The following is a 21,522-nucleotide window of genomic DNA, read 5'->3' as shown; positions in this document are numbered from 1 at the left end:
AAATCGTACAATTAACCGATTTCGACAGTTTAAACAGTTAACAGTTTTAAACTCGCTAAAGATAATACTTCTTCCCATCAGTTTTAATCTTACCGGCATCTAATAATTCTCGAATGGCATCAATCCTTTCGGCTTCGGCTCCATTTTTAATATTTGTAACCAGATCATCAAGACTTAAAGGTTGTTGTTGCAGCAAAGAAACGATCTCAAATTCAATTTCCTCTTCCATCTGGCTCTGATTTTCGGCTCTTTTTTCAGCCAGACAAACATCGCATACCCCACATTTTGTAGCATGATGTTCGTCGAAATAATGAAGGAGTTGAATACTCCTGCATAAATTTGATGAAGTGTAAGCCACCACAGCGTTAATCTGCTTATGCAGGATTTCCTTTCTCAGTTCCAGGTATTTTACATCTAAATCGAAATGATCCATGTCTACCCTCGGCCTAATGTATTGCAATTGCGGCTGGTCGGTTTGCTGAATGTAAGTAAGTAACTCAATAGCCTGCAATTTATTAAGCAGTGCGATAATCTCTTTATACGACAATCCTGTTTTTTTGGCTAAATCGGCTTCATTAATCTTAACAAAACCGTCGAAAGCGCCGCCATGCGAACGCAGAATGGTTTTTATAATACCATCGTAAGCCTTATTTTCAATCTGGAAACGATAAATATCTTCATGACTGGCGATAAACATCATTCTCGATGGGAGAAAGACACTTTCAGATAAGGTAAGATAACCGTCATGCTCTAAAAACTTCAGCGCTGAAATTGTTTTTAAAACACTAATATTAAACCGTTTGCAGAAGTCAGCGATATCAAAAGTAAAAGTTAAACCCTCGCCTGCACCAAATGCCAACTGAAAATAATTGCCGAGATAGTGATAGGTCTTTCTGATCTCGTCTGGAGTAGGAAAACTATCGAGATACCTGGATTCTAAGCCCAGAACGTCAGATTGATTAGCTAGAAGAACCGCATAACTTCGCTTTTCATCACGTCCTGCCCTACCTGCTTCCTGATAATAGGCTTCTAAACTTTCAGGCAAATCTAAATGCACCACAAAACGAACATCTGCCTTATCTATCCCCATCCCGAAAGCATTTGTAGCCACCATAATCCGGATTTTGTTATTTTTCCACTCTTCTTGTTTTAAAAAACGTACATCACGCTCCAATCCAGCGTGGTAAAAATCGGCCTTAATATGGTTTCTATTGATAAAATTAGCCACTTCGGCAGTTTCCCTGCGGTTACGTACGTAAACTAAACCTGTACCTTTTACTTTCTGGCAAATATCGATCAGCTTTTTATATTTATCTTCATTGCCGAAAACCACGTAGCTTAAATTATCCCTGGCAAAACTTTTAACAAAAACCTGCGGGTCTTTCATTTCAAGCTTCTCTATAATATCTTTCCGCACAAACTCAGTAGCAGTTGCAGTAAGTGCCAAAACAGGAACATCTGGAAGGATTTCGCGGAGTTTGGCGATTTGTTGGTATGGCGGACGAAAATCGTACCCCCACTGCGAAATGCAATGCGCTTCATCTACAGCAATTAAATTCACATTCATGTACGAAATACGGACACGCACTAACTCAGACAATAAACGCTCCGGAGATAAATAAAGGAACTTGATTTTTCCGTAAATGCAGTTATCCAGCAAGATATCAATTTCGCGTTTGCCCATCCCTGCATAAATGGCAATGGCTTCAATTCCTTTGGATTTGAGGTTCTCTACCTGATCCTTCATCAAGGCAATTAACGGTGAAACAACAATACAAATTCCTTCCTTAACTAAAGCCGGAACCTGAAAACAGATCGATTTACCACCGCCAGTTGGCAATAAGGCTAAACTGTCTTTTCCTTCTAAAACCGAGGAAATAATATCTTCCTGTAAAGGCCTAAAAGCTTGATGTCCCCAATATTTTTGTAAAATCTCTATTGCTGTCATAAATCGGCGGTATCAAAACTATAAAAAAGCTGTTGATATTGCTAAATTGCGCCACAATTAATCAAAAATTTGATGAAACATCTCTATTTTCTATCCGCTCTTTCCTTATTATTTTTCAGTTCTAACGCCCAAGAGAAAAAATGGGATATTGAAAAATACCAAGGCACAACAAAAAACTTCACTTTAAATACTGATGAAGGCACATGGATGAACCTTGATGTAAGTGCTGATGGACAGGAAATTGCTTTTGATCTACTTGGCGATATCTACGTGATGCCAATTAGCGGTGGAGTTGCAAAACTAATTAGTGGTGGTATTGCCTGGGATGTTCAGCCCCGGTTTAGCCCTAATGGAAAATACATTTCTTACACCAGCGATAAAAGCGGTGGAGATAATATATGGATTATGAACCGTGATGGTTCTGGCAAAAAACAGATTACAAAAGAAAGCTTCAGGTTATTGAATAATGCCACCTGGATGCCAAATAGCGAATACCTCGTGGCCAGAAAACATTTTACCGCAAGCCGATCGTTAGGCGCAGGCGAAATGTGGATGTATAGCATAAATGGTGGAGATGGCGTGCAGTTAACCAAACGTAAAAATGACCAGCAGGATGCAGGCGAACCTAATGTTTCGCCAGATGGCAAATATGTTTATTTTAGTGAAGATGTAAGCCCAGGGCCTAATTTTGAATATAGTAAAGATCCTAACGGAACCATTTATGCCATCCGTCAGCTGGATTTAACGACAGGAAAATTAACTACTTTGATTAATGAGCAAGGTGGTGCCTGTCGCCCGCAGGTTTCTCCGGATGGAAATTTGATTGCTTTTGTTAAGCGTGTAAGGCTAAAATCTACTTTATATGTACAAAACCTGAAGACTGGTGAAGAATGGCCTGTAAACGAAGATTTATCACATGATCAACAAGAAACTTGGGCTATTTTCGGTGTTTATCCAAATTTTGCCTGGACTCCGGATAGTAAAAGCATCGTTTTCTATGCAAAAGGAAAAATCAGAAAAACAGAAATTGGGACATTGATCAACAGTACCATTCCTTTTCAGGCTAATACGATTCAAACCGTTCAGAAGGCATTACATTTTGAGCAACAGGTTTTCAGCAATGAGTTTTCAGCTAAAATGTTAAGACAATTAACTACATCACCTGATGGAAAAATAATTGTTTTTAATGCCGCTGGATACTTATACAAGCAAGAATTACCAGCAGGAACACCAGAAAGATTAACCAATGGATTGGATTTCGAATTTGAACCCGCCTTTAGTCCTGATGGAAAATATGTTGTTTATACCACCTGGAGCGATGAATTACGCGGAGCAATAAAGCGTACGGATGTAAAATCAGGAAAAACCATCATGCTAACTGATGAAAAAGGCTTTTATTATTCTCCCCAATACTCAACAAAAGGTGATAAAATCGTTTTCAGAAAAGGAAGCGGTAACGATGTTTTAGGTTATAACTATGGCCGCGGAACAGGTATTTTTGTGATGCCAGCCAATGGTGGTGCAAAAACACTGATTTTAGATAATGGAATCCGCCCACAATTTAACAATACCGATACCCGCATTTATTTTCAGAGTTATGCAGATGGCAAAAAAGCATTAAAAAGTATCGATTTAAACGGAGCAAATGAAAGAACACACTTTACTTCTCAATATGCAAATCAGTTTGTTATTAGTCCGGATAATAAATGGGTGGCATTTAACGAGTTATTTAACGTTTACATCACACCAATGATCAATATTGGTACCGCACAGGATGCATCAGCAGGCAATAAAGCCATTCCGGTTACAAAAGTGACTACTGATGGTGGAACATATATTCAATGGAGTGCCGATAGTAAAAGTCTGCATTGGACATTGGGACCAAAATATTTTACCATTGATGTAAATAATGCTTTCAACTTTGATGGAACTACCCCGAAAACCGAAGCCTCTTCTATCGACATCAATCTGGTATTAAAGTCTGACATGCCTACGGGAATAGTGGCGCTAAAAGGCGCAAGAATTATCTCGATGAAAGGCGACGAAGTTATTGAAAATGGCACCATCATTACCGATGGAAATAAAATTACTGCAATAGGAAAAGCAGATGCAGTAAGCATTCCGGCCAATGCCAAAGTAATTGATGTTAATGGCAAAACCATTATGCCAGGCATTGTTGATGTTCACGCTCACTTACGTACCAGCCCGGACGGAATAACTCCACAGAACGATTGGAGTTATATGGCCAATCTGGCTTTTGGAGTAACTACTTCGCACGACCCATCAAGTAATACCGAGATGGTTTTCAGCCAGAGCGAAATGCTTAAAGCGGGTAGAATGGTTGGTCCAAGGGTTTATTCAACCGGTAGCATTTTATATGGTGCTGATGGCGATTTCAAAGTGGTAATTAATAGCTTGGACGATGCGCTGGCCAATCTTCGCAGGTTAAAAGCCGTTGGTGCATTTTCAGTTAAATCCTACAATCAACCACGCAGAGAGCAACGTCAGCAGATTTTAGAAGCAGCCCGACAGTTGAATATGGAAGTTGTACCTGAAGGTGGATCTACTTTTTTTTCCAACATGAATATGGTAGCTGATGGCCATACAGGAATCGAACACAGTATTCCTGTTTTACCAGTTTATAAAGATGTGACCACGCTTTGGAACAATACCGATGTGGCTTATACACCTACTTTAATTGTAGCTTACGGTGGCCAATGGGGCGAAAATTACTGGTACGACAGAACCAATGTTTGGGAGAACGAAAAATTGATGACTTATACCCCACGCTCGATTATTGATGCAAGAGCCAGACGGAGAACAACTTCTGAATACAGCGATTATAACCATATCGAAATTGCCAAGGCCGCTAAACAGATTGCTGATGGTGGTACTAAAGTTAATCTTGGTGCACACGGGCAAATACAAGGTTTAGGCGCTCATTGGGAGTTATGGATGTTTGTTCAGGGTGGCTTTACCCCAATGCAAGCCATCAGGGCTGCAACATTAAACGGTGCAAGTTATTTGGGTATGAACAAAGAAATCGGCTCACTAGAAGTTGGAAAACTGGCCGATATGGTGATTATGGATGCCAACCCTTTAGATGATATCCGCAATTCGGAGAAAATCAAATATGTAATGATCAATGGAAGGCTTTACGACAGTGCTACTTTAAATGAAGTGGGAACCAGAGAAAAACTGAGGGGCAAGTTATGGTTCGAAAATACCAGAGGAAACGGTTATATTGTTCCAAACGGAGAATCAGAAACCTGGACTTTTACTGTTCCGCATTGCGATTAATTTTTAGCATAATAATCTAATTTTGAGTAAATTTGTTTTATGGAAACCGTATTACTACAGATCAATAATAATAAAGCATACCAACTTCTTAAGGATTTGGAAGACTTGAATATTGTAAAGGTTTTAAAAAAATCAGTACTAACTGATAAAAAAAAATCAGCTCATGATTTTATAGACCTGATCTCAAAGTCAGATATGGATTTGATTGACAAAGCTGTTGAACAAGATTGTGAAAACATTGACTTAGATGGCTGGAAATAAGGTATTATTAGATACCAATATCATTTCTGCATTGTTTAAAGGCGATGTTAGCGTAGCAAACCACATTGATAAATCTGAAGTATATTTATCTTCAATTGTTATTGGAGAACTATTTTACGGTGCGGAATATTCAGTTAAAATTGAACAAAATATCGCCAATATTAAACAGCTAACAGCAACCTACAATATTCTAACTATTGATGAAGAAACAGCGCTAATTTACGGTAAAATTAAAGCTGATTTAAGAAGAAAAGGTACACCCATTCCTGAAAATGATATTTGGATCGCGTCATCTGCAATACAACATAAACTTAAGCTAAGTACAAGAGATAAACACTTTCTTCAGATTGCAGACTTAAAAATATTGGCCTGGTAATGTTAAAATCAGCCTTAGATCCGTATTACGATTAATCTATATTTGTGCAAAAATTACATGAAACCGAATAAGCTCTATGTTACCGCCTCCGTTGTATTCTTAATATTAAGCTTACTGGTTTTCTCTTATAGCGGATATTACATTCTGGGTATCCAAACTATAAACCTGTTTTTAGCGCTGATTGCGATGGCTTATATCACTGCTTTTATAGCGGTAATGAAAGACCGGAAATCGATCATATCATGGTTGTTACTGATCTTAAATTCAATTATACTAATCTGCATCATTTATTTCCTGACGCATTTTAAAATGAAGATGTAGTAAAATAATGTTTGCGCTCGTTTTTAACGAGTGCAACGATAGAATGACGATTGAATCGTCGAAATATTTTACGCTCGTTGGAAACAAGCGTTAGCAAAAAAAATAAAATTATAACACCAGCAAGCCGTATTCTCTAAGTGTGTTGATCGGTTTAGAATACCAGAACAGCTCGAAATTCTCCATTTCATGCTCAAAATCGGCTTTAACCTCTTGAAAAGTGTAAACTTTTTCGTGTGAGATAGAAACTTTATCTAAAAGATCAGTGAGCCACTCACCTTCCTTTTTATTGGTTTGCACAGTAAAAGTCTCTTTTTTATCGTAAAAAGTTAATGATGCCATTTCCCAGGTATTGCCCTTTTTCGATTTGGTAAAATACTCGGTAGAAGGCTTTCCTCCTATCCAAATTACTTTTGCAGTAGGTTTCGTGTTAAACTGGTCTCCATCATTTAAAGCTTTTTCAATAAAATCAGCTGGAATTTTCGTTCTTGGGATTTTAAAATCAAACCAATCTTGCAGTTCATAATCAAAACAGATACCATGCATAAAATTGAAAAGCGATTTTTTCAACCCGTAGCTGAATTTATTGTGGTCAATACCTGTTTTATCGGTATAATTGATATCGTTATTGGCAAAAGTGCCAATCACTTCAGTGTCTTTTACCACGCCAAACTTTTCCGGATACATCCCTACCGGACTGTGTGCCGTCATGGCAAATTGATGCCAAAAGCCTGATTGTAATATTCCAACCTCAAACAACTGACGTACCATCTCCAAACTGTCGATCGTTTCCTGTACCGTTTGTGTAGGGTAACCATACATTAAATAAGCATGCACCATAACTCCAGCTTCGGTAAAATTACGGGTAACCTTAGCCACTTGTTCTACCGTTACGCCTTTATCGATCAGTTTTAACAAACGATCTGAGGCCACTTCCAATCCACCAGAAACCGCTATACAACCTGATGCCTTTAACAATAAACATAGATCTTGAGTGAAGCTTTTTTCAAAACGGATGTTCGTCCACCAGGTAACGGCTAATTTTCTTCTGATGATTTCCAAAGCTACCTCGCGCATTAATGCAGGAGGTGCAGCCTCATCAACAAAGTGAAAGCCATTTTGCCCTGTTTTTTCATATAAATCTTCAATCCGATCCACAATCAATTTAGCAGCAACCGGTTCGTAAACTTTGATGTAATCGAGCGAAATATCACAAAAAGTGCATTTGCCCCAATAGCAGCCGTGGGCCATGGTGAGTTTGTTCCATCGTCCATCACTCCACATGCGGTGCATCGGGTTAACGATTTCAATCACCGAAATATATTTATCCAATAACAATCCTGTATAATCTGGTGTACCTACATCAGCCTGCTTATAATCATTTCTGAAGGCATCGTTACGGTAAACCACCTGACCGTTTTCGAGCAGGAAAGTCCTTTTATAAAAATGGGCTTCGGCTGGAACTGGGTGTGTAATATTTTGGTATAAAAGTTCAATTGGCAATTCACCATCATCTAAGGTAATGTAATCGAAGAACTCGAAAACCCTTGCATCCGACAATGATCTTAATTCTGTATTTGGGAAACCACCACCCATAGAAATTTTAATTTCCGGGTGATTGGCCCTGATCCATTGTGCACAACGAAAAGCGCTATACAAATTGCCTGGAAAAGGAACTGAAATCAGAAATAACTTAGGCTGAACCGTTTCAATTTTTCCCTTTAAAACCGAAATCAGGATCTCATCAATGTAGGTTGGTTCTTTATGCAAAGCATTGTAGAGCTCATCAAAAGAATTAGCGCTTCTGCCTAAACGTTCTGCATAACGGCTAAAACCAAAATTTTCATCAACACACTCTACTATATAATCAGATATGTCTTCAAGATACAGTGTAGCCAAATGTTTGGCTTTATCCTGCGTACCCATTGCACCAAAAGCCCAATCTAACTCTTCCAAAGCAGCAAACCGCGAAGCTTGAGGCAGAAAATCATCACTACAGATCTGCAATGCCAAAGTTGGATTTTTACCCTGTAAAAACGCAATTACAGCATCAATGGTTTTTAAATATTCGTCCTGTAAAGCGAAAATACGTTTAGCATTGTCACTTTTTGGATTTGAATCATCAACACATAAACTTCGGTCAGTGTGACTGAACAAATCTTGCAATCCTTTTTTAGAGAACAGCTGTAAAATAACCTCAATACCTAAATCGGCTTGTGTAGCACTGATATTTTTAGTGTTTAGAAAACCTTTTATATACGCCGTTGCTGGATATGGGGTATTCAGTTGGGTAAATGGCGGCGTAATTGCAAATATTTCGGTTTTCAAAGGGAGTTATTTTTCTGCAAAAGTACGGGAATTTTTATACAGTCGTCACCTTGAATTTATTTCAGGATCTATTTTTCGGAAGAAATGCTAATCCCAATATAATACCTGTGATGGCATAATGAGTCGTGAGATATAATTCAATTAAACTAAAACACCAATCCAAACGTTTTAATCCTACATCAACACGTTTTCTACCTGAATGAAAGTTTTTTGTTTTTACATCCTGATGCTCTGTGTGCAAATCGGCTTTGCGCAAAAAACATTTATATTCCCTAAAATTAAAGCACATGGAGCTTCTGCCGAACAATTTACCCCTGCCAACTGGACCGTTATCGATCAGGTTTATGGCGATTTAAACAACGATGCTTCAGATGACTTAGCGGTAGTTTTTGAATGTAATAAAACAATAGATGAAACACGTGTATATGGCGATAACCATACCGACATTATAAAAGAAACCCAAAAACCGAGGATACTGGCTATCTTTTTTAAAGATAAATCAACAGGTAATTACAGCTTATCTACACAAAACAACGATTTCATTCTACGCTCAGAAGAAGGTGGGAAGCTGGGCGATCCATTACAGCAGATTGCCATTAAAGACCAGCAACTCTATTTGCGCTTTCAAGGCGGTTCTGAATGGCGCTGGGAACTGGGTTATACCTTTAAATTCGAAAATAAAGACTGGTTTTTAACAAGTGCAATCAATCTTTATTATAACCAGAACAATGGCGATATGACCGAAAGGGTTTACGATTTTAAAACCCGTGAGTTATTCACCACTGTAGGTAATCTACACCGACGGGATATTGCAAACCGAAAAACAAGTGAAGTTCTTTATTTTTCGCAGTTGAGAACTTTTAAGACCTTTAAAAAGCCATGGGCATGGGAAATCATGCCTAATGTTTATTTGTAGCAGTTACATCGTCATTGCGAGAAGGCTTTTTCAGCCGACGAAGCAATCTTAAAGCGATAGAAAGCTTCTTATTAAAGTAATATGATTGCTTCTGAGCAAGCTATGACGTGTAGAAATATTGTTATTTAATTTCCCTCCTATCTTCAAAGAACCGCAATCTCGGGCTAGATAAACCTGATAGGACGGAAAGCCCGGAGCGAAGTATGAGTGAGGACTTGGAGGGATAGCAGGGCTGCAACATCCGAAGCACTACAGCCTTTCATTTCCAAAATAATATTGACTATCTAAGAACATCTAAGTGTTTATGTTTTCAGCTGCTTTATTGAGGCATATGCCATTTAAAAGCGTACGAGGCTTAGATAGACTCTGAAATAAATTCAGGGTGACGGATATTATAAATTCTGCGCAATTACAAAACCACTGGCCCAGGCCCATTGAAAATTATAGCCGCCCAGCCAGCCCGTAACATCTAAACATTCGCCACCAAAAAACAGGTTCGGAATCTTTTTACATTCTAAAGTTTTAGAAGATATTTCGTTCGTATCAATTCCACCACGCATTACTTCAGCTTTATCATAACCTTTATCACCAGCAGGTTTAACTTTAAAGTGGTGGATCGTCTGTTCAATTAAATCAATTTCTGCCTTTGTCAATGCAGCTACAGGCTTGCTTAAAGGCAAAAACTTGCCTAAAGCATCGGTAAACTTTTTGGTATAAAACCTGTTCAGCAATGTCGACAGTAGTGTTTTGCCGTTATTTTTCCTTTCCTCATCTAATAGTGAAACGATATTTTGATGTGGCAACAGATTTAAATTAATCGTTTCACCTCTTCTCCAAAAAGAAGAAATCTGCAAAATAGCGGGGCCACTTAATCCCCAATGGGTAAAAAGGATATTTTCTTCGAAAGAAATCTCATCATTGTTTACTTCGCAGAAAACAGAATTACCCGAAAGCTGTGCAAACCATTCTTCATCCTTACCGGTAATGGTCAAAGGAACCAAAGCGGGGGCCGTTTCAATAATTTTTAAGTTATGTTTTCTGGCAAAACGTAAGGCGAAATCGGTAGCGCCCATTTTTGGGATAGGTAAACCTCCAGTGGTAATCACCAGTTTCTCTGCAGTTAAAATTACGGTTTTACCATTTTTCTCATAACTTACTTTAAAGCCTTCTGGCAATATTTCAATATCCTTTACATCTGCGTTACACCTGATTTCTTGCCCGAAATCTTCGCAAATGGAGGTAAAAACCTCAACAACATCCTTAGCATTTTTATTGTCAGGAAATAATTGGCCTAAAGTTTTTTCTTTGCCTGTTATGCCATAAGTTTCAAAGAAGCTAATGGTATCATCAACTGTCCACTGGGTAAAAGCAGATTTGATAAAATGTGGGTTTGCTGATATAAACTGCTCAGCTGATGCAAATTGATTAGTATAGTTGCAACGGCCGCCGCCAGAAATTAAAATTTTGGCACCTGGTTTTTCATTTTTTTCGAGCACAATTACTTTTTTACCCAGATAGCCTGCCTGCACCGCACACATCAATCCGCAAGCACCTGCACCAATAATTATTGCATCAGCATTCATCAATAAAATTTATTATGGTTACTTTTGCACAAAAGTAGCATTATTTTCAAGCGCATGGCAAAACAGATTAGCGAATTAAAATTAGGTATTTTAGGTGGCGGACAATTGGGCAGAATGCTCATTCAACAAGCAATCAATTATAATGTAACTACATTAGTTTTAGACCCGGATCCTGATGCCCCCTGCAAACACATTTCTAATTATTTCGAAAACGGCTCAATTACCGATTTTGATACCGTGTACAACTTTGGAAAGAAAGCCGACATCATTACCATTGAAATTGAAAAAGTAAATATCGATGCGCTTGAACAGCTTGAAAAAGAAGGTAAAAAGGTATTCCCACAATCGAGGGTAATCCGTTTAATCCAGGATAAAGGTGTGCAAAAACAGTTTTTCAAAGAAAACGATATCCCAACCTCTCCTTTCCAGATTGTAAATACGAAGGAAGATATGGAGAACAGTAATATCCCTTTTCCATATATTTTAAAATTGAGAAAAGACGGTTACGATGGTAAAGGTGTGATGAAAATCAACAGTGCTGCCGATCTGGATAAAGCTTTTGATGCGCCATGTATTATCGAAAAGCTGGTTGATTTTGAAAAGGAAGTTGCAGTAATTGTTGCCCGTAACGCCAATGGCGATATGAAAACTTTCCCGATGGTAGAAATGGAATTTAATCCAGAGGCCAATTTGGTTGAATTTTTAATCTCCCCATCTACGTTTGCCGAAAGCTTGCAACAAAAAGCAGAAAACATTGCTAAAAATATTGCCTCAGCAATGAACATCACCGGGATTTTAGCGGTAGAAATGTTTGTTTGCAAAGATGGAGAGTTGCTGGTTAACGAGGTTGCCCCTCGTCCGCATAATAGCGGTCACCAAACTATTGAAGGCAATTATGTTTCTCAATTTGAGCAACATTTACGCTCTATTTATAATTTGCCACTTGGCGATACCACGAGTATCACCAATGCCATTATGATCAATCTTCTTGGCGAAAAAGGATTTGAAGGTGTGGCCAAATATGAAAATCTGGAGAAAATATTAGCCATCGACGGTGTTTTCGTTCACTTGTATGGCAAAAAATATACTAAACCTTTCCGCAAGATGGGCCATGTAACCATTGTGGATATCGATAGAGAAAAAGCCATAGAAAAAGCACGTTTTGTACAAAAAACACTAAAGGTAGTGGCATAGGCCCCCTAGCCCCCTGAAGGGGGAACTAATAGCAAGGTCGAGATGCCAAAAGCTTAAAAGAACAATATAAAATATAAACAAAGACTAAACGATATATATGAACGCTGGAAATTCAAAGTCCCCTTCAGGGGATTTAGGGGCATTAGTTGGAATTATCATGGGTAGCAAATCAGATTTACCTGTTATGCAAGATGCTGCTGATGTATTAAAAGAATTTGGAATAAACTATGAAATTACGGTTGTTTCTGCCCACAGAACACCAGAACGTATGTTCAATTATGCTAAAGAAGCACAAGGCCGTGGCCTAAAGGTAATTATAGCCGGTGCCGGTGGCGCTGCCCATTTACCAGGAATGGTTGCTTCTATTACCACACTACCAGTAATCGGTGTTCCGGTTAAATCATCAAACTCTATTGATGGCTGGGATAGCATTTTATCTATTTTACAAATGCCAAATGGTATTCCGGTTGCTACAGTGGCTTTAAATGCAGCTAAGAATGCAGGTTTACTAGCTACGCAGATTTTAGCCACAGCCAATGAATCCTTAACGGTTAAAATGCAGGCTTATAAAGATGAGTTGAGAAGAAAAGTTGAGGAAAGCGCTGATAGTCTTGAGGCTTAAACGACGATAACTAAACTCAAAGGTTCGTCATTTCGAGCGGAGTGCAATGGAGTCGAGAAATCTAGCTAAAGGGATATTCCAGATAGATCTCTCCATTTCACTGCGTTTCAGTCGAGATGACGAAACTTTATATAAAATTATAAACGGATCAGTTCAAACTCGGATCAACTGGGAAATTACTTATATGCGCATATTTTGGGCCTAGGTTTACAACTACATCCCTCCAAAGCTTTTCATCATCGTTACTAAAAATGAGATCAGGATTAAAAATATCGCTCACCATCCAGGCATTCTGCTCTATTTCGCGATCAAGCTGTCCATTATCCCAACCAGAATAGCCCATAAAAAATTTCACTTCATCAGCGCTTATAGCATTGGTGTTTAGGAGGATTTTAAGTGTTTCGAAATTGCCACCCCAATACAATCCATTCCCGATGGGCTCACCGCTTTGTAATTTATCATAACTTCGATGGATGAAATGCAAGGTATCAGCTGCAACTGGTCCACCAAAATAAATGTAGTTTTTTGCATCCCACAAATCCGGGATCACATCATTTAAAATCAGATTTCCTACCTGGTTCAGGATATAACCTACAGTGCCATCATCGCCATGTTCGGTTAACAGCACCACAGATCTTTTAAAATTCGGATCGGCCATAAAAGGTTCTGAGATGAGCAAGCGGCCTGTTTTTGGTTTTATATTGTTCAGCATGATGATAATCATTTGTTACACCGTAAAAGATGTCTATTTTTGTTAAATGCAAGTTACAAATGAATTTCTACAAAACCTGCGCCAAGATTACAAAAGCGCTTCGCTGGATGAATCTGACGTTGATCAAGACCCTATAATCCAATTTAAAAAATGGTTTCAGCATGCTGTTGATGCGCAGATATACGAACCCAATGTAATGACTTTGGCTACAGCTGATAAAGCCGGCAGACCCGATGCCCGTATCGTTTTACTTAAGGGTGTTGATACAGATGGATTTAGGTTCTTTACGAATTACTTAAGTGCTAAAGGAAAAGAGCTTAAACGCAATCCATACGCAGCTTTAGTATTTTTCTGGCCTGAATTAGAAAGACAGGTAAGAATTGAAGGAACGGTAGAAAAACTAGACAAGGAAACTTCTGAGGAATATTTCAATACCAGACCGATTGATAGTCAGATTGGAGCGGTAGCTTCTCCACAGAGCCAGGTTATTCCGAATAGGGCGTTTTTAGAAGAAAAATTTGATGAATTAAAGGCTAAAAGTACAGATAAAGGTATTGCAAAGCCTGCACACTGGGGCGGTTATATTGTAAAACCAACTAGAATCGAGTTCTGGCAAGGAAGAAACAGCAGGCTACACGATAGGATAAATTTCGAAAAGGTTAAGGGAATGTGGATTAAAACCAGATTGGCACCATAGCTTAATATAAAGTAAATAGAGATCGGACTATCCAATAAGATCTCTATTTTAACTAATCATTTACTATTAAATTCTCTTTTTTTAATCTCTTAAGATGAAACAAATCGCAGTTATAGGATCTGGCACGATGGGAAATGGTATCGCTCATACCTTTGCACAATTCAATTATCAAGTCAACCTGATTGATATTAATCAAGCTGCATTGGATAGGGCCATACAAACCATTACCAAAAATTTAGACAGGCAGGTTGCCAAAGGCACATTAACAGCAGATCAGAAAGCGGCCACTCTCGATAACATCACTACATATACCTCAACAAAAGATGGCGTTCAAAATGCCGATTTAGTTGTAGAAGCAGCTACCGAAAATGTAGACCTAAAACTGAAGATTTTTAAAGATTTAGATGAACATGCCCCTACGCATGCGATTCTGGCTTCCAATACATCTTCTATTTCCATTACCCAGATTGCGGCGGTAACTGGCAGAGGCGACAAGGTAATTGGGATGCATTTTATGAACCCTGTCCCGGTAATGAAACTGGTAGAAGTAATCCGTGGTTATGCCACTAGTGATGAAACAACCAGTACCATTATGTCGCTATCACAAAGTCTGGAGAAAGCCCCTGTTGAGGTGAATGATTATCCTGGTTTTGTGGCCAACCGCATTTTAATGCCGATGATTAACGAAGCCATTTATACCTTATATGAGGGCGTTGCTGGTGTTTACGAAATTGATACGGTAATGAAACTTGGAATGGCACACCCGATGGGCCCATTACAGTTGGCAGATTTTATAGGTTTAGATGTTTGTCTGGCGATATTAAAAGTTTTGAATGATGGTTTTGGCAATCCTAAATATGCGCCATGTCCATTATTGGTAAACATGGTGGCTGCAGGTAAAAAAGGCGCAAAAACTGGAGAAGGTTTTTATAAATATACTGCCGGATCAAAAGATCTTGTAGTTTCTGATAAATTTAAAAAATCCTAATTTTTTTAGCATTTAATTTTATATTTGCTGTATGAATGAGAATCTGGATCCTGAAGCAAGCAACCTAACCCCTACCGATCGCGATATTGAAAGGGTATTAAGGCCGCAGGCTTTTGAAGATTTTACGGGGCAGGAAAAAGTGATGGAAAACCTGAAGATTTTTGTTCAGGCGGCGAAACTCCGTGGCGAGGCTTTAGATCATGTTCTTTTGCATGGTCCTCCGGGATTGGGCAAAACTACACTTTCTCATATCATAGCCAATGAAATGGCTACTGGCATTAAGGTAACTTCTGGTCCTGTTTTAGATAAACCTGGCGATTTAGCCGGATTATTAACTGGCTTGGATGAAGGTGATATTCTTTTTATTGATGAAATCCATCGTTTATCGCCGCTGGTAGAAGAATACCTATACTCTGCCATGGAGGATTTCAAAATTGACATCATGCTCGAAACTGGCCCCAATGCCCGTTCGGTACAGATATCGCTTAATCCTTTTACGTTGGTTGGTGCGACTACCCGCTCCGGACTATTAACAGCCCCTTTAAGGGCACGTTTTGGCATCAATGCCCGTTTGGCTTATTATGATGCTAAATTGCTCACTACAATTGTGCTACGCTCTTCAGATATACTAAAAACGCCGATCAGTGATGAAGGTGCATACGAAATTGCAAGACGTAGCCGCGGAACGCCCCGTATCGCCAATGCACTTTTACGGAGGACAAGAGATTTTGCACAGATTAAAGGAAATGGAAATATCGATACCGAAATAGCCCGCTACGCTTTAAATGCACTGAATGTAGATGAACATGGCTTAGATGAAATGGACAACAGGATTCTGGTTACCATTATCGATAAATTTAAAGGCGGCCCTGTGGGTTTAAAAACCATTGCGACAGCTGTTGGAGAAGATGAAGGTACTATTGAAGAGGTTTATGAACCATTTTTAATCCAGGAAGGCTACATTATGCGTACTTCACGTGGTAGAGAAGTTACCGAAGCGGCTTACAAGCATTTAAAGAAGAATTATCCGGGCCAAACCGGGAAGTTGTTTTAATACAAGATTGTTTCTTGCCAAATCGTCATTTCGACTGAAGTGCAACGGAATGGAGAAATCTAGTATCGTTGTGTTTAAAGATCTCTCCACTGAGGTCGATATGGTGCGCCACTTTCCGTCATTGCAAAGAACGAAGCAATCTTTTTCGTTCGTCCTCCTGAACTTGTTTCAGGATCTTCAAAGAAATATATAATCTATCTGAACATTTAAGTCCTTTTGGTGTTCATCAAATAGAAATCAAACATTATGAATATTGAATTACGTAAACTAACGCTCGAAGATTACGCAGATCTTAAAGAATCAATGCTCCAGGCCTACGACAGTATGGGCGGTTCCATCTGGCCAAAATCAAGTATTGCAAAACTTCTAAATATTTTTCCCGAGGGTCAGCTTTGCATCGCAGTTGATGATAAGGTTGTGGCCTGTTCCCTTGCCATTATTGTAGAGTACGACGAATATGGAGATCGGCATACCTACAAGTTGATCACTGGTGATTATTCTTTTACAACACATGATCCCAACGGCGATACACTTTATGGAATCGAAATTTTCGTACACCCAGACTTTCGCGGTTTGCGCTTGGGAAGAAGGTTATATGAGGCTCGTAAAGAACTCTGCGAAAGCCTAAACCTAAAAAGCATTATTGCCGGTGGTAGAATTCCAGGGTACCACCAATATGCAGAGCAGCTGAGTCCGCGGCAGTATATAGACAAGGTAAAAGCAAAAGAAATTTACGATCCTACGCTTACTTTTCAGATCTCTAATGATTTCCACGTAAGGAAAGTATTAAAGAATTACTTACCAGGCGATAAAGAATCAAAAGAATATGCCACCTTAATTGAGTGGAATAATATTTATTACCAGGGTATCGATGCTTCGGCACGTTCTGCAATGACCATACGTTTAGGTTTAGTACAATGGGAAATGCGTTTATTCCCCAATATGGACGCATTTTATGAGCAGGTAGAGTTTTTTGTTGATGCGCTAAGTGGTTATAAATCAGATTTTGTGATGTTCCCTGAACTATTTAACACGCCCTTACTGCAACCTTATAATCACTTACCAGAGATTGAGGCCATGCGTAAACTCGCAGAAAAAACAGAAGAGATCGTACAAAAAATGCACGAGTACTCATTAAGCTACAATACTAACATCATTACAGGGAGTATGCCACTTATTGAGGATGGTAAACTTTATAATGCCACTTACCTTTGTCACCGTACCGGTAAAATAGATGAGTACAGAAAAATCCACATTACACCGAATGAGCAGAAATATTATGGTATGATCGGTGGCGATAAAGTACAGGTATTTGATACCGATTGCGGTAAAGTGGGCATCTTGATCTGTTACGATGTAGAATTCCCTGAATTGAGCCGCATTTATGCCGATCAGGGGATGCAGATTTTATTTGTGCCATTCCTAACCGATACCCAGAATGGTTATACACGTGTTCGTCATTGTGCTCAGGCCCGGGCGATAGAAAATGAATGTTATGTGGCCATTGCTGGCTGTGTGGGTAATTTACCGAAGGTAAATAACATGGATATCCAGTTTGCACAATCGGCGGTTTTTACACCTTCTGATTTTGCTTTCCCAACCAATGCCATAAAAGCTGAGGCCACACCAAATACCGAAATGGTGTTGGTAGTCGATGTTGACTTGCATTTGCTAGACGAGCTGCACCATTATGGAACGGTAAAGGTGTTAAAAGACAGGCGGAAAGATCTTTATCAGGTTAAATTGTTAAAATAAATACCCATAAAAAATGCCGGTCAAATTAATGTACCGGCATTTTCATTTTTAATCTAAAGCTAATTATTTTCTCATCACAAACCATATAATCAGGCCAATAATCACTGCTAGTGGCAATACCCATTTCAAAGCTTGCCCGCCACCGTTTTCATCTTTCTCAGTTACCGCTGGCTTTGCTGGCCCTGGATCTTCTTTATGACTTTCGTAATCTTTTTCGATCGGTTTAGGAGCTGCTCCTGATTCCGTATGTTGTGGATCTATATTTTCCATAGCTAATACTCTAAAAGTTCTTCCTTTCTTAGTGTTATTCCAATCAGGATGAACCAATCAATTAATTTAGTTTCTATATTTAGAACAAGTGATTAATGAAAATGTTTTAAATCCTAAGCCTTATCTTTGCAGATCGGTGTACAATAATTCTGCAAAATATAGCCAATTAATCAAAGATGAAGCCATACGTTTGGGCTTTATGGCCTGTGGCATTTCAAAAGCTGAATTTCTTGAAGAAGAAGCGCCCAGATTGGAAAACTGGCTAAACCAGAACCATCATGGCGAAATGAAATACATGGAAAATTATTTCGATAAGCGCCTAGACCCCAGGTTACTGGTTGATGGTGCCAAATCGGTAATTTCCCTATCGCTAAATTATTATACAGAAGAAAAACAATCAGACCCCAATGCACCGAAAATCTCTAAGTATGCTTACGGACGGGATTACCATACTGTAATAAAAGATAAACTAAAAGAACTCACTCATTTTATTGAAGAAAATATTGGAGAAGTTTCTGGAAGGGCATTTGTAGATTCGGCTCCGGTTTTAGACCGTGCATGGGCCAAGAAATCGGGAATTGGCTGGATTGGTAAAAATTCTAATCTGATCAGTAAAACTGATGGTTCCTTTTTCTTTCTTGCAGAGTTGATTGTTGATCTGGAGCTGGATTATGACCATCCTTACCAGGCCGATTATTGTGGAACTTGCACCCGCTGTTTAGATGCCTGCCCCACTAATGCCATTATTGCACCACAAGTTGTTGATGGAACGAAATGCATCTCCTATCTTACCATTGAGCTCAAAAATGAAATCCCGAATGAGTTTAAAGATAAAATGAGCAACTGGATGTTTGGCTGTGATATCTGTCAGGATGTTTGCCCATGGAACCGGTTCTCTAAAGCTCACAATGAGGAAGCCTTTAGGCCCGAGAATGGATTACTGGATTTGAACGCAAAAGACCTGATTGAAATTACGGATGATGTTTTTAAAAAGGTATTTAAAGGATCGGCAGTTAAGCGCACTAAATTTACCGGATTGAAAAGAAATATCGATTTTCTGAAACCTGAATAAGTGTATTTATAGGTTCATGAATTAATACGGGCGTCATGCTGAATTTATTTCAGCATCCATCATCAAGAATTAAGTTAAATAGATCCTGAAATGAATTCAGGATGACGATCGCCATAAAACTTATCTATGTTAAGGAAGTCAAGTTTTTTGGGCGATCGTCCAACTTGACTTCCTCGGTATTCATCTAATTCAACGAAAAACTATTATCGCTTTTCACTTTATCAGGCGTGTGCGGATTTCCCATCACCACTTTTGATAACTTCTTGCTTGTTTCTACATTTATTTTCACTTGCTTATCCCCTTTTTCCCAAATACCAATGGTACTATGGTTATTTTCGACAGAACCATCTTCATAAATCAAGGATAAATCGATTGGTAAAGGTTTAACGCTTTTGTTCTCAATGGTAATTGTATATCCAACTGATGTTTTGTCGACAGCTTTAATAGCCATATCGGTAACACCGTCTTCAAAAAACCATGCCTTCCAAAACCAGTTTAAATTTTTACCGCTTCCCTCGTTTATGCTGTTAAAGAAATCATAAGGCATTGGGTGCTTACCATTCCAGTTTTTAATATAAGTATGCAAAGCTTTGGTAAACAGTTCATCTCCAAGATAATCTTTAACAAATAAATAAGCCAAACCTGGTTTAGGGTACGAATTGGTAAAAGATCCTGATCCTTTTAAATCAGGCGTTAAAGTCATTATTGGAGTATCATCTTTACCACCAGAAGACGAAGCTGTAGGTTGTACGCCGTATTCATCAACAATGGTAGAATCAATCATTGGAGAAATCAACCACTCGCCTATTGTGGCCCAGCCTTCGTCCATCCAGCCATATTTAGTTTCATTTATCCCCATGTAAAAGGGAAACATAGTATGAAAAATTTCATGGTCGGTTAAGGTAATGGCATCTGTGCGATTATCAACGGGATTATCGTTCACCATCATTGGGTATTCCATTTGGTCTAAACCATCAAATATCGTTTCATGATTGTATGGAAAAGGCCATTTAGGAAAAGTATAACTCATGGCTTCAACCGTTTTACGGGCAAAATCGATCACTTCGTAATAATCTTTATGTTTCGGGTTAAAAACAGCATCCACACGCGTTCTCCTTTTTGTTTTAGGATCAACTACTAAACTGCTCGATTTCCACAAATAATGATCGCTTAAGGCAAATACAAAATCGGTAACATTTTTAGCTTCGAATTTAAAGGTATTAAAAGCATTAGGCTGAGTTACTTTTTTATCGGCTAAATCTTTGTCGGTAATCACATCAATTACAGCATCATTTTTTTCGGCAGATAACATTCTAGAAACAATATCTTTCTGGAAAACTTCTGAAGGGTTTTTCAGATCGCCTGTTGCCCAAACTCCATAACCACCTGGAACTGTAATTGAAGCATTAAACTGATCAAAATCGTTATAAAACTCTTCAGCTCCTGTGTAAGGGAATTTATTCCATCCATCTACATCATCATAAACCGCAATCCGCGGAAAAAAATAAGCCACAAAATGAGAACCTTCATCTACCTGACCTGTACGCATATGAGATCCTTTATTTAAAGTATAACTATAATCAATGGAAAAGCTAATCGTTTTTCCAGGCAAAACCGCTGGAACATTCACCGTCATGTTGGTTCCATCAATTTTAAAATCAGTGATTGACTTTCCGTTTGCTGCCAGTTTCTCAATAGCAACCCCATCACCCAAATCAGACTCTGCCAATTTAGATTTTCTCGGTGTTCCTTTTTTGTACAGATTGGGATAAAGTTTAAACCATATTTCCTTAAGCGTATCAGGACTATTATTGGTATAAGTTACCTGAACCTTACCTTTTAACAGCCTGCTGATTGGATTAAAATCTACATTAAGATCGTATTTTGAAGTGTTTTGCCAATAATTTTTCCCGGGCTTTCCGTCTGTATTTCTCGTTTCCTTTTGATAGGTTTTTTGAAATTCAGGTGCTATTGGTAAAGTAGTTTGCGCGCCAGCGTAAAATGCTGTACACAATAAAAAGCTAAATATTTTTATAGATTTCATTTTCTGAGCATAGGGCTTAGCGCAAGGCGTTTAGCGTTTGATTTAATTTAAGCAAAAGCAATGTAACAAAAACCAATTAACCAA

The 21,522-nt window shown here is 38.7% G+C and carries 18 protein-coding genes; 12 read left to right on the top strand and 6 right to left on the bottom strand.

The genetic code is table 11. From position 1 onward, the window contains the following. Positions 1-55 precede the first annotated feature (55 nt). Positions 56-1,948 (bottom strand): RecQ family ATP-dependent DNA helicase, encoded by a 1,893-nt coding sequence (locus tag ACN9MR_RS08945; RefSeq protein ID WP_426329280.1) that lies wholly within the window; start codon positions 1,946-1,948, stop codon positions 56-58. A gap of 72 nt (positions 1,949-2,020) precedes the next feature. On the opposite strand from ACN9MR_RS08945, the gene ACN9MR_RS08940 reads away from it, so the two are divergent. From ACN9MR_RS08940 to ACN9MR_RS08925, 4 genes are read left to right on the top strand one after another with little or no spacing between them, the layout of a single operon-like run. Next, positions 2,021-5,248 (top strand): amidohydrolase family protein, encoded by a 3,228-nt coding sequence (locus tag ACN9MR_RS08940; protein WP_426329278.1) that lies wholly within the window; start codon positions 2,021-2,023, stop codon positions 5,246-5,248. A 39-nt stretch (positions 5,249-5,287) separates the two neighbouring features. Beyond that, the gene (locus ACN9MR_RS08935) at positions 5,288-5,509 is read left to right on the top strand and encodes a hypothetical protein (protein ID WP_426329276.1); all 222 of its coding nucleotides are present in this window, start codon (positions 5,288-5,290) and stop codon (positions 5,507-5,509) included. Beyond that, a complete protein-coding gene (locus ACN9MR_RS08930; protein WP_426329274.1) occupies positions 5,496-5,885 on the top strand; it encodes a type II toxin-antitoxin system VapC family toxin in 390 nt (129 codons plus the stop codon). Before ACN9MR_RS08935 ends, ACN9MR_RS08930 begins: the two co-directional genes overlap by 14 nt. 57 nt (positions 5,886-5,942) lie before the next feature. Continuing rightward, positions 5,943-6,206: a hypothetical protein gene (locus ACN9MR_RS08925; RefSeq protein ID WP_426329272.1), complete on the top strand. Its 264-nt coding sequence runs from the start codon at positions 5,943-5,945 to the stop codon at positions 6,204-6,206. Positions 6,207-6,314: 108 nt separating this feature from the next. On the opposite strand, the gene ACN9MR_RS08920 is transcribed toward ACN9MR_RS08925, so the two are convergent. After that, on the bottom strand, positions 6,315-8,531 hold the full coding sequence (locus ACN9MR_RS08920; protein WP_426329270.1) for a B12-binding domain-containing radical SAM protein: 2,217 nt from the start codon (positions 8,529-8,531) through the stop codon (positions 6,315-6,317). A 199-nt stretch (positions 8,532-8,730) separates the two neighbouring features. On the opposite strand from ACN9MR_RS08920, the gene ACN9MR_RS08915 reads away from it, so the two are divergent. Continuing rightward, complete coding sequence (locus ACN9MR_RS08915) at positions 8,731-9,447, top strand: hypothetical protein (RefSeq protein ID WP_426329269.1); 717 nt, start codon at positions 8,731-8,733, stop codon at positions 9,445-9,447. 392 nt (positions 9,448-9,839) lie between these two features. On the opposite strand, the gene ACN9MR_RS08910 is transcribed toward ACN9MR_RS08915, so the two are convergent. After that, positions 9,840-11,030, bottom strand: coding sequence for an NAD(P)/FAD-dependent oxidoreductase (locus ACN9MR_RS08910; RefSeq protein WP_426329267.1), 1,191 nt, complete (start codon positions 11,028-11,030; stop codon positions 9,840-9,842). 54 nt (positions 11,031-11,084) lie between these two features. Here ACN9MR_RS08910 and ACN9MR_RS08905 point away from each other — a divergent pair, with 54 nt between their 5' ends. Then, positions 11,085-12,224, top strand: a complete 1,140-nt coding sequence (locus ACN9MR_RS08905; RefSeq protein WP_426329265.1) for a 5-(carboxyamino)imidazole ribonucleotide synthase — start codon at positions 11,085-11,087, stop codon at positions 12,222-12,224. Between the two features lie 97 nt (positions 12,225-12,321). Then, a complete protein-coding gene (purE, locus tag ACN9MR_RS08900) occupies positions 12,322-12,846 on the top strand; it encodes a 5-(carboxyamino)imidazole ribonucleotide mutase (protein WP_426329263.1) in 525 nt (174 codons plus the stop codon). Between the two features lie 148 nt (positions 12,847-12,994). Here the strand turns inward: purE and ACN9MR_RS08895 are convergent, their stop codons facing one another. After that, on the bottom strand, positions 12,995-13,558 hold the full coding sequence (locus ACN9MR_RS08895; protein ID WP_426329261.1) for a YqgE/AlgH family protein: 564 nt from the start codon (positions 13,556-13,558) through the stop codon (positions 12,995-12,997). A 46-nt stretch (positions 13,559-13,604) separates the two neighbouring features. Between ACN9MR_RS08895 and pdxH the strand changes: the two genes are divergently transcribed. From pdxH to ACN9MR_RS08875, 4 genes are all read left to right on the top strand, one after another. Beyond that, positions 13,605-14,255, top strand: a complete 651-nt coding sequence (pdxH, locus tag ACN9MR_RS08890) for a pyridoxamine 5'-phosphate oxidase (RefSeq protein WP_426329259.1) — start codon at positions 13,605-13,607, stop codon at positions 14,253-14,255. Between the two features lie 94 nt (positions 14,256-14,349). After that, positions 14,350-15,243 (top strand): 3-hydroxyacyl-CoA dehydrogenase family protein, encoded by an 894-nt coding sequence (locus ACN9MR_RS08885; protein WP_426329257.1) that lies wholly within the window; start codon positions 14,350-14,352, stop codon positions 15,241-15,243. 31 nt (positions 15,244-15,274) lie between these two features. Then, positions 15,275-16,297 (top strand): Holliday junction branch migration DNA helicase RuvB, encoded by a 1,023-nt coding sequence (gene ruvB, locus ACN9MR_RS08880; RefSeq protein WP_121283333.1) that lies wholly within the window; start codon positions 15,275-15,277, stop codon positions 16,295-16,297. A 246-nt stretch (positions 16,298-16,543) separates the two neighbouring features. After that, on the top strand, positions 16,544-18,052 hold the full coding sequence (locus ACN9MR_RS08875) for a bifunctional GNAT family N-acetyltransferase/carbon-nitrogen hydrolase family protein (RefSeq protein ID WP_057935233.1): 1,509 nt from the start codon (positions 16,544-16,546) through the stop codon (positions 18,050-18,052). Positions 18,053-18,115: 63 nt separating this feature from the next. Here ACN9MR_RS08875 and ACN9MR_RS08870 read toward each other — a convergent pair whose 3' ends face one another. After that, the gene (locus tag ACN9MR_RS08870) at positions 18,116-18,322 is read right to left on the bottom strand and encodes a hypothetical protein (RefSeq protein WP_086545979.1); all 207 of its coding nucleotides are present in this window, start codon (positions 18,320-18,322) and stop codon (positions 18,116-18,118) included. Between the two features lie 136 nt (positions 18,323-18,458). Here ACN9MR_RS08870 and queG point away from each other — a divergent pair, with 136 nt between their 5' ends. Continuing rightward, positions 18,459-19,394, top strand: a complete 936-nt coding sequence (queG, locus tag ACN9MR_RS08865) for a tRNA epoxyqueuosine(34) reductase QueG (RefSeq protein WP_426330221.1) — start codon at positions 18,459-18,461, stop codon at positions 19,392-19,394. Positions 19,395-19,578: 184 nt separating this feature from the next. Here queG and ACN9MR_RS08860 read toward each other — a convergent pair whose 3' ends face one another. Further along, positions 19,579-21,438, bottom strand: a complete 1,860-nt coding sequence (locus ACN9MR_RS08860) for a M1 family metallopeptidase (protein ID WP_426329255.1) — start codon at positions 21,436-21,438, stop codon at positions 19,579-19,581. Between the last annotated feature and the right edge of the window lie 84 nt (positions 21,439-21,522).

It is taken from the genome of Pedobacter sp. R-06, assembly GCF_049913135.1.
In the GTDB taxonomy this organism is placed as follows: Bacteria; Bacteroidota; Bacteroidia; order Sphingobacteriales; family Sphingobacteriaceae; genus Pedobacter.
The sequence above is the reverse complement of the archived record's forward strand: the minus strand, read 5'-3'. Positions and strand labels throughout refer to the sequence as shown.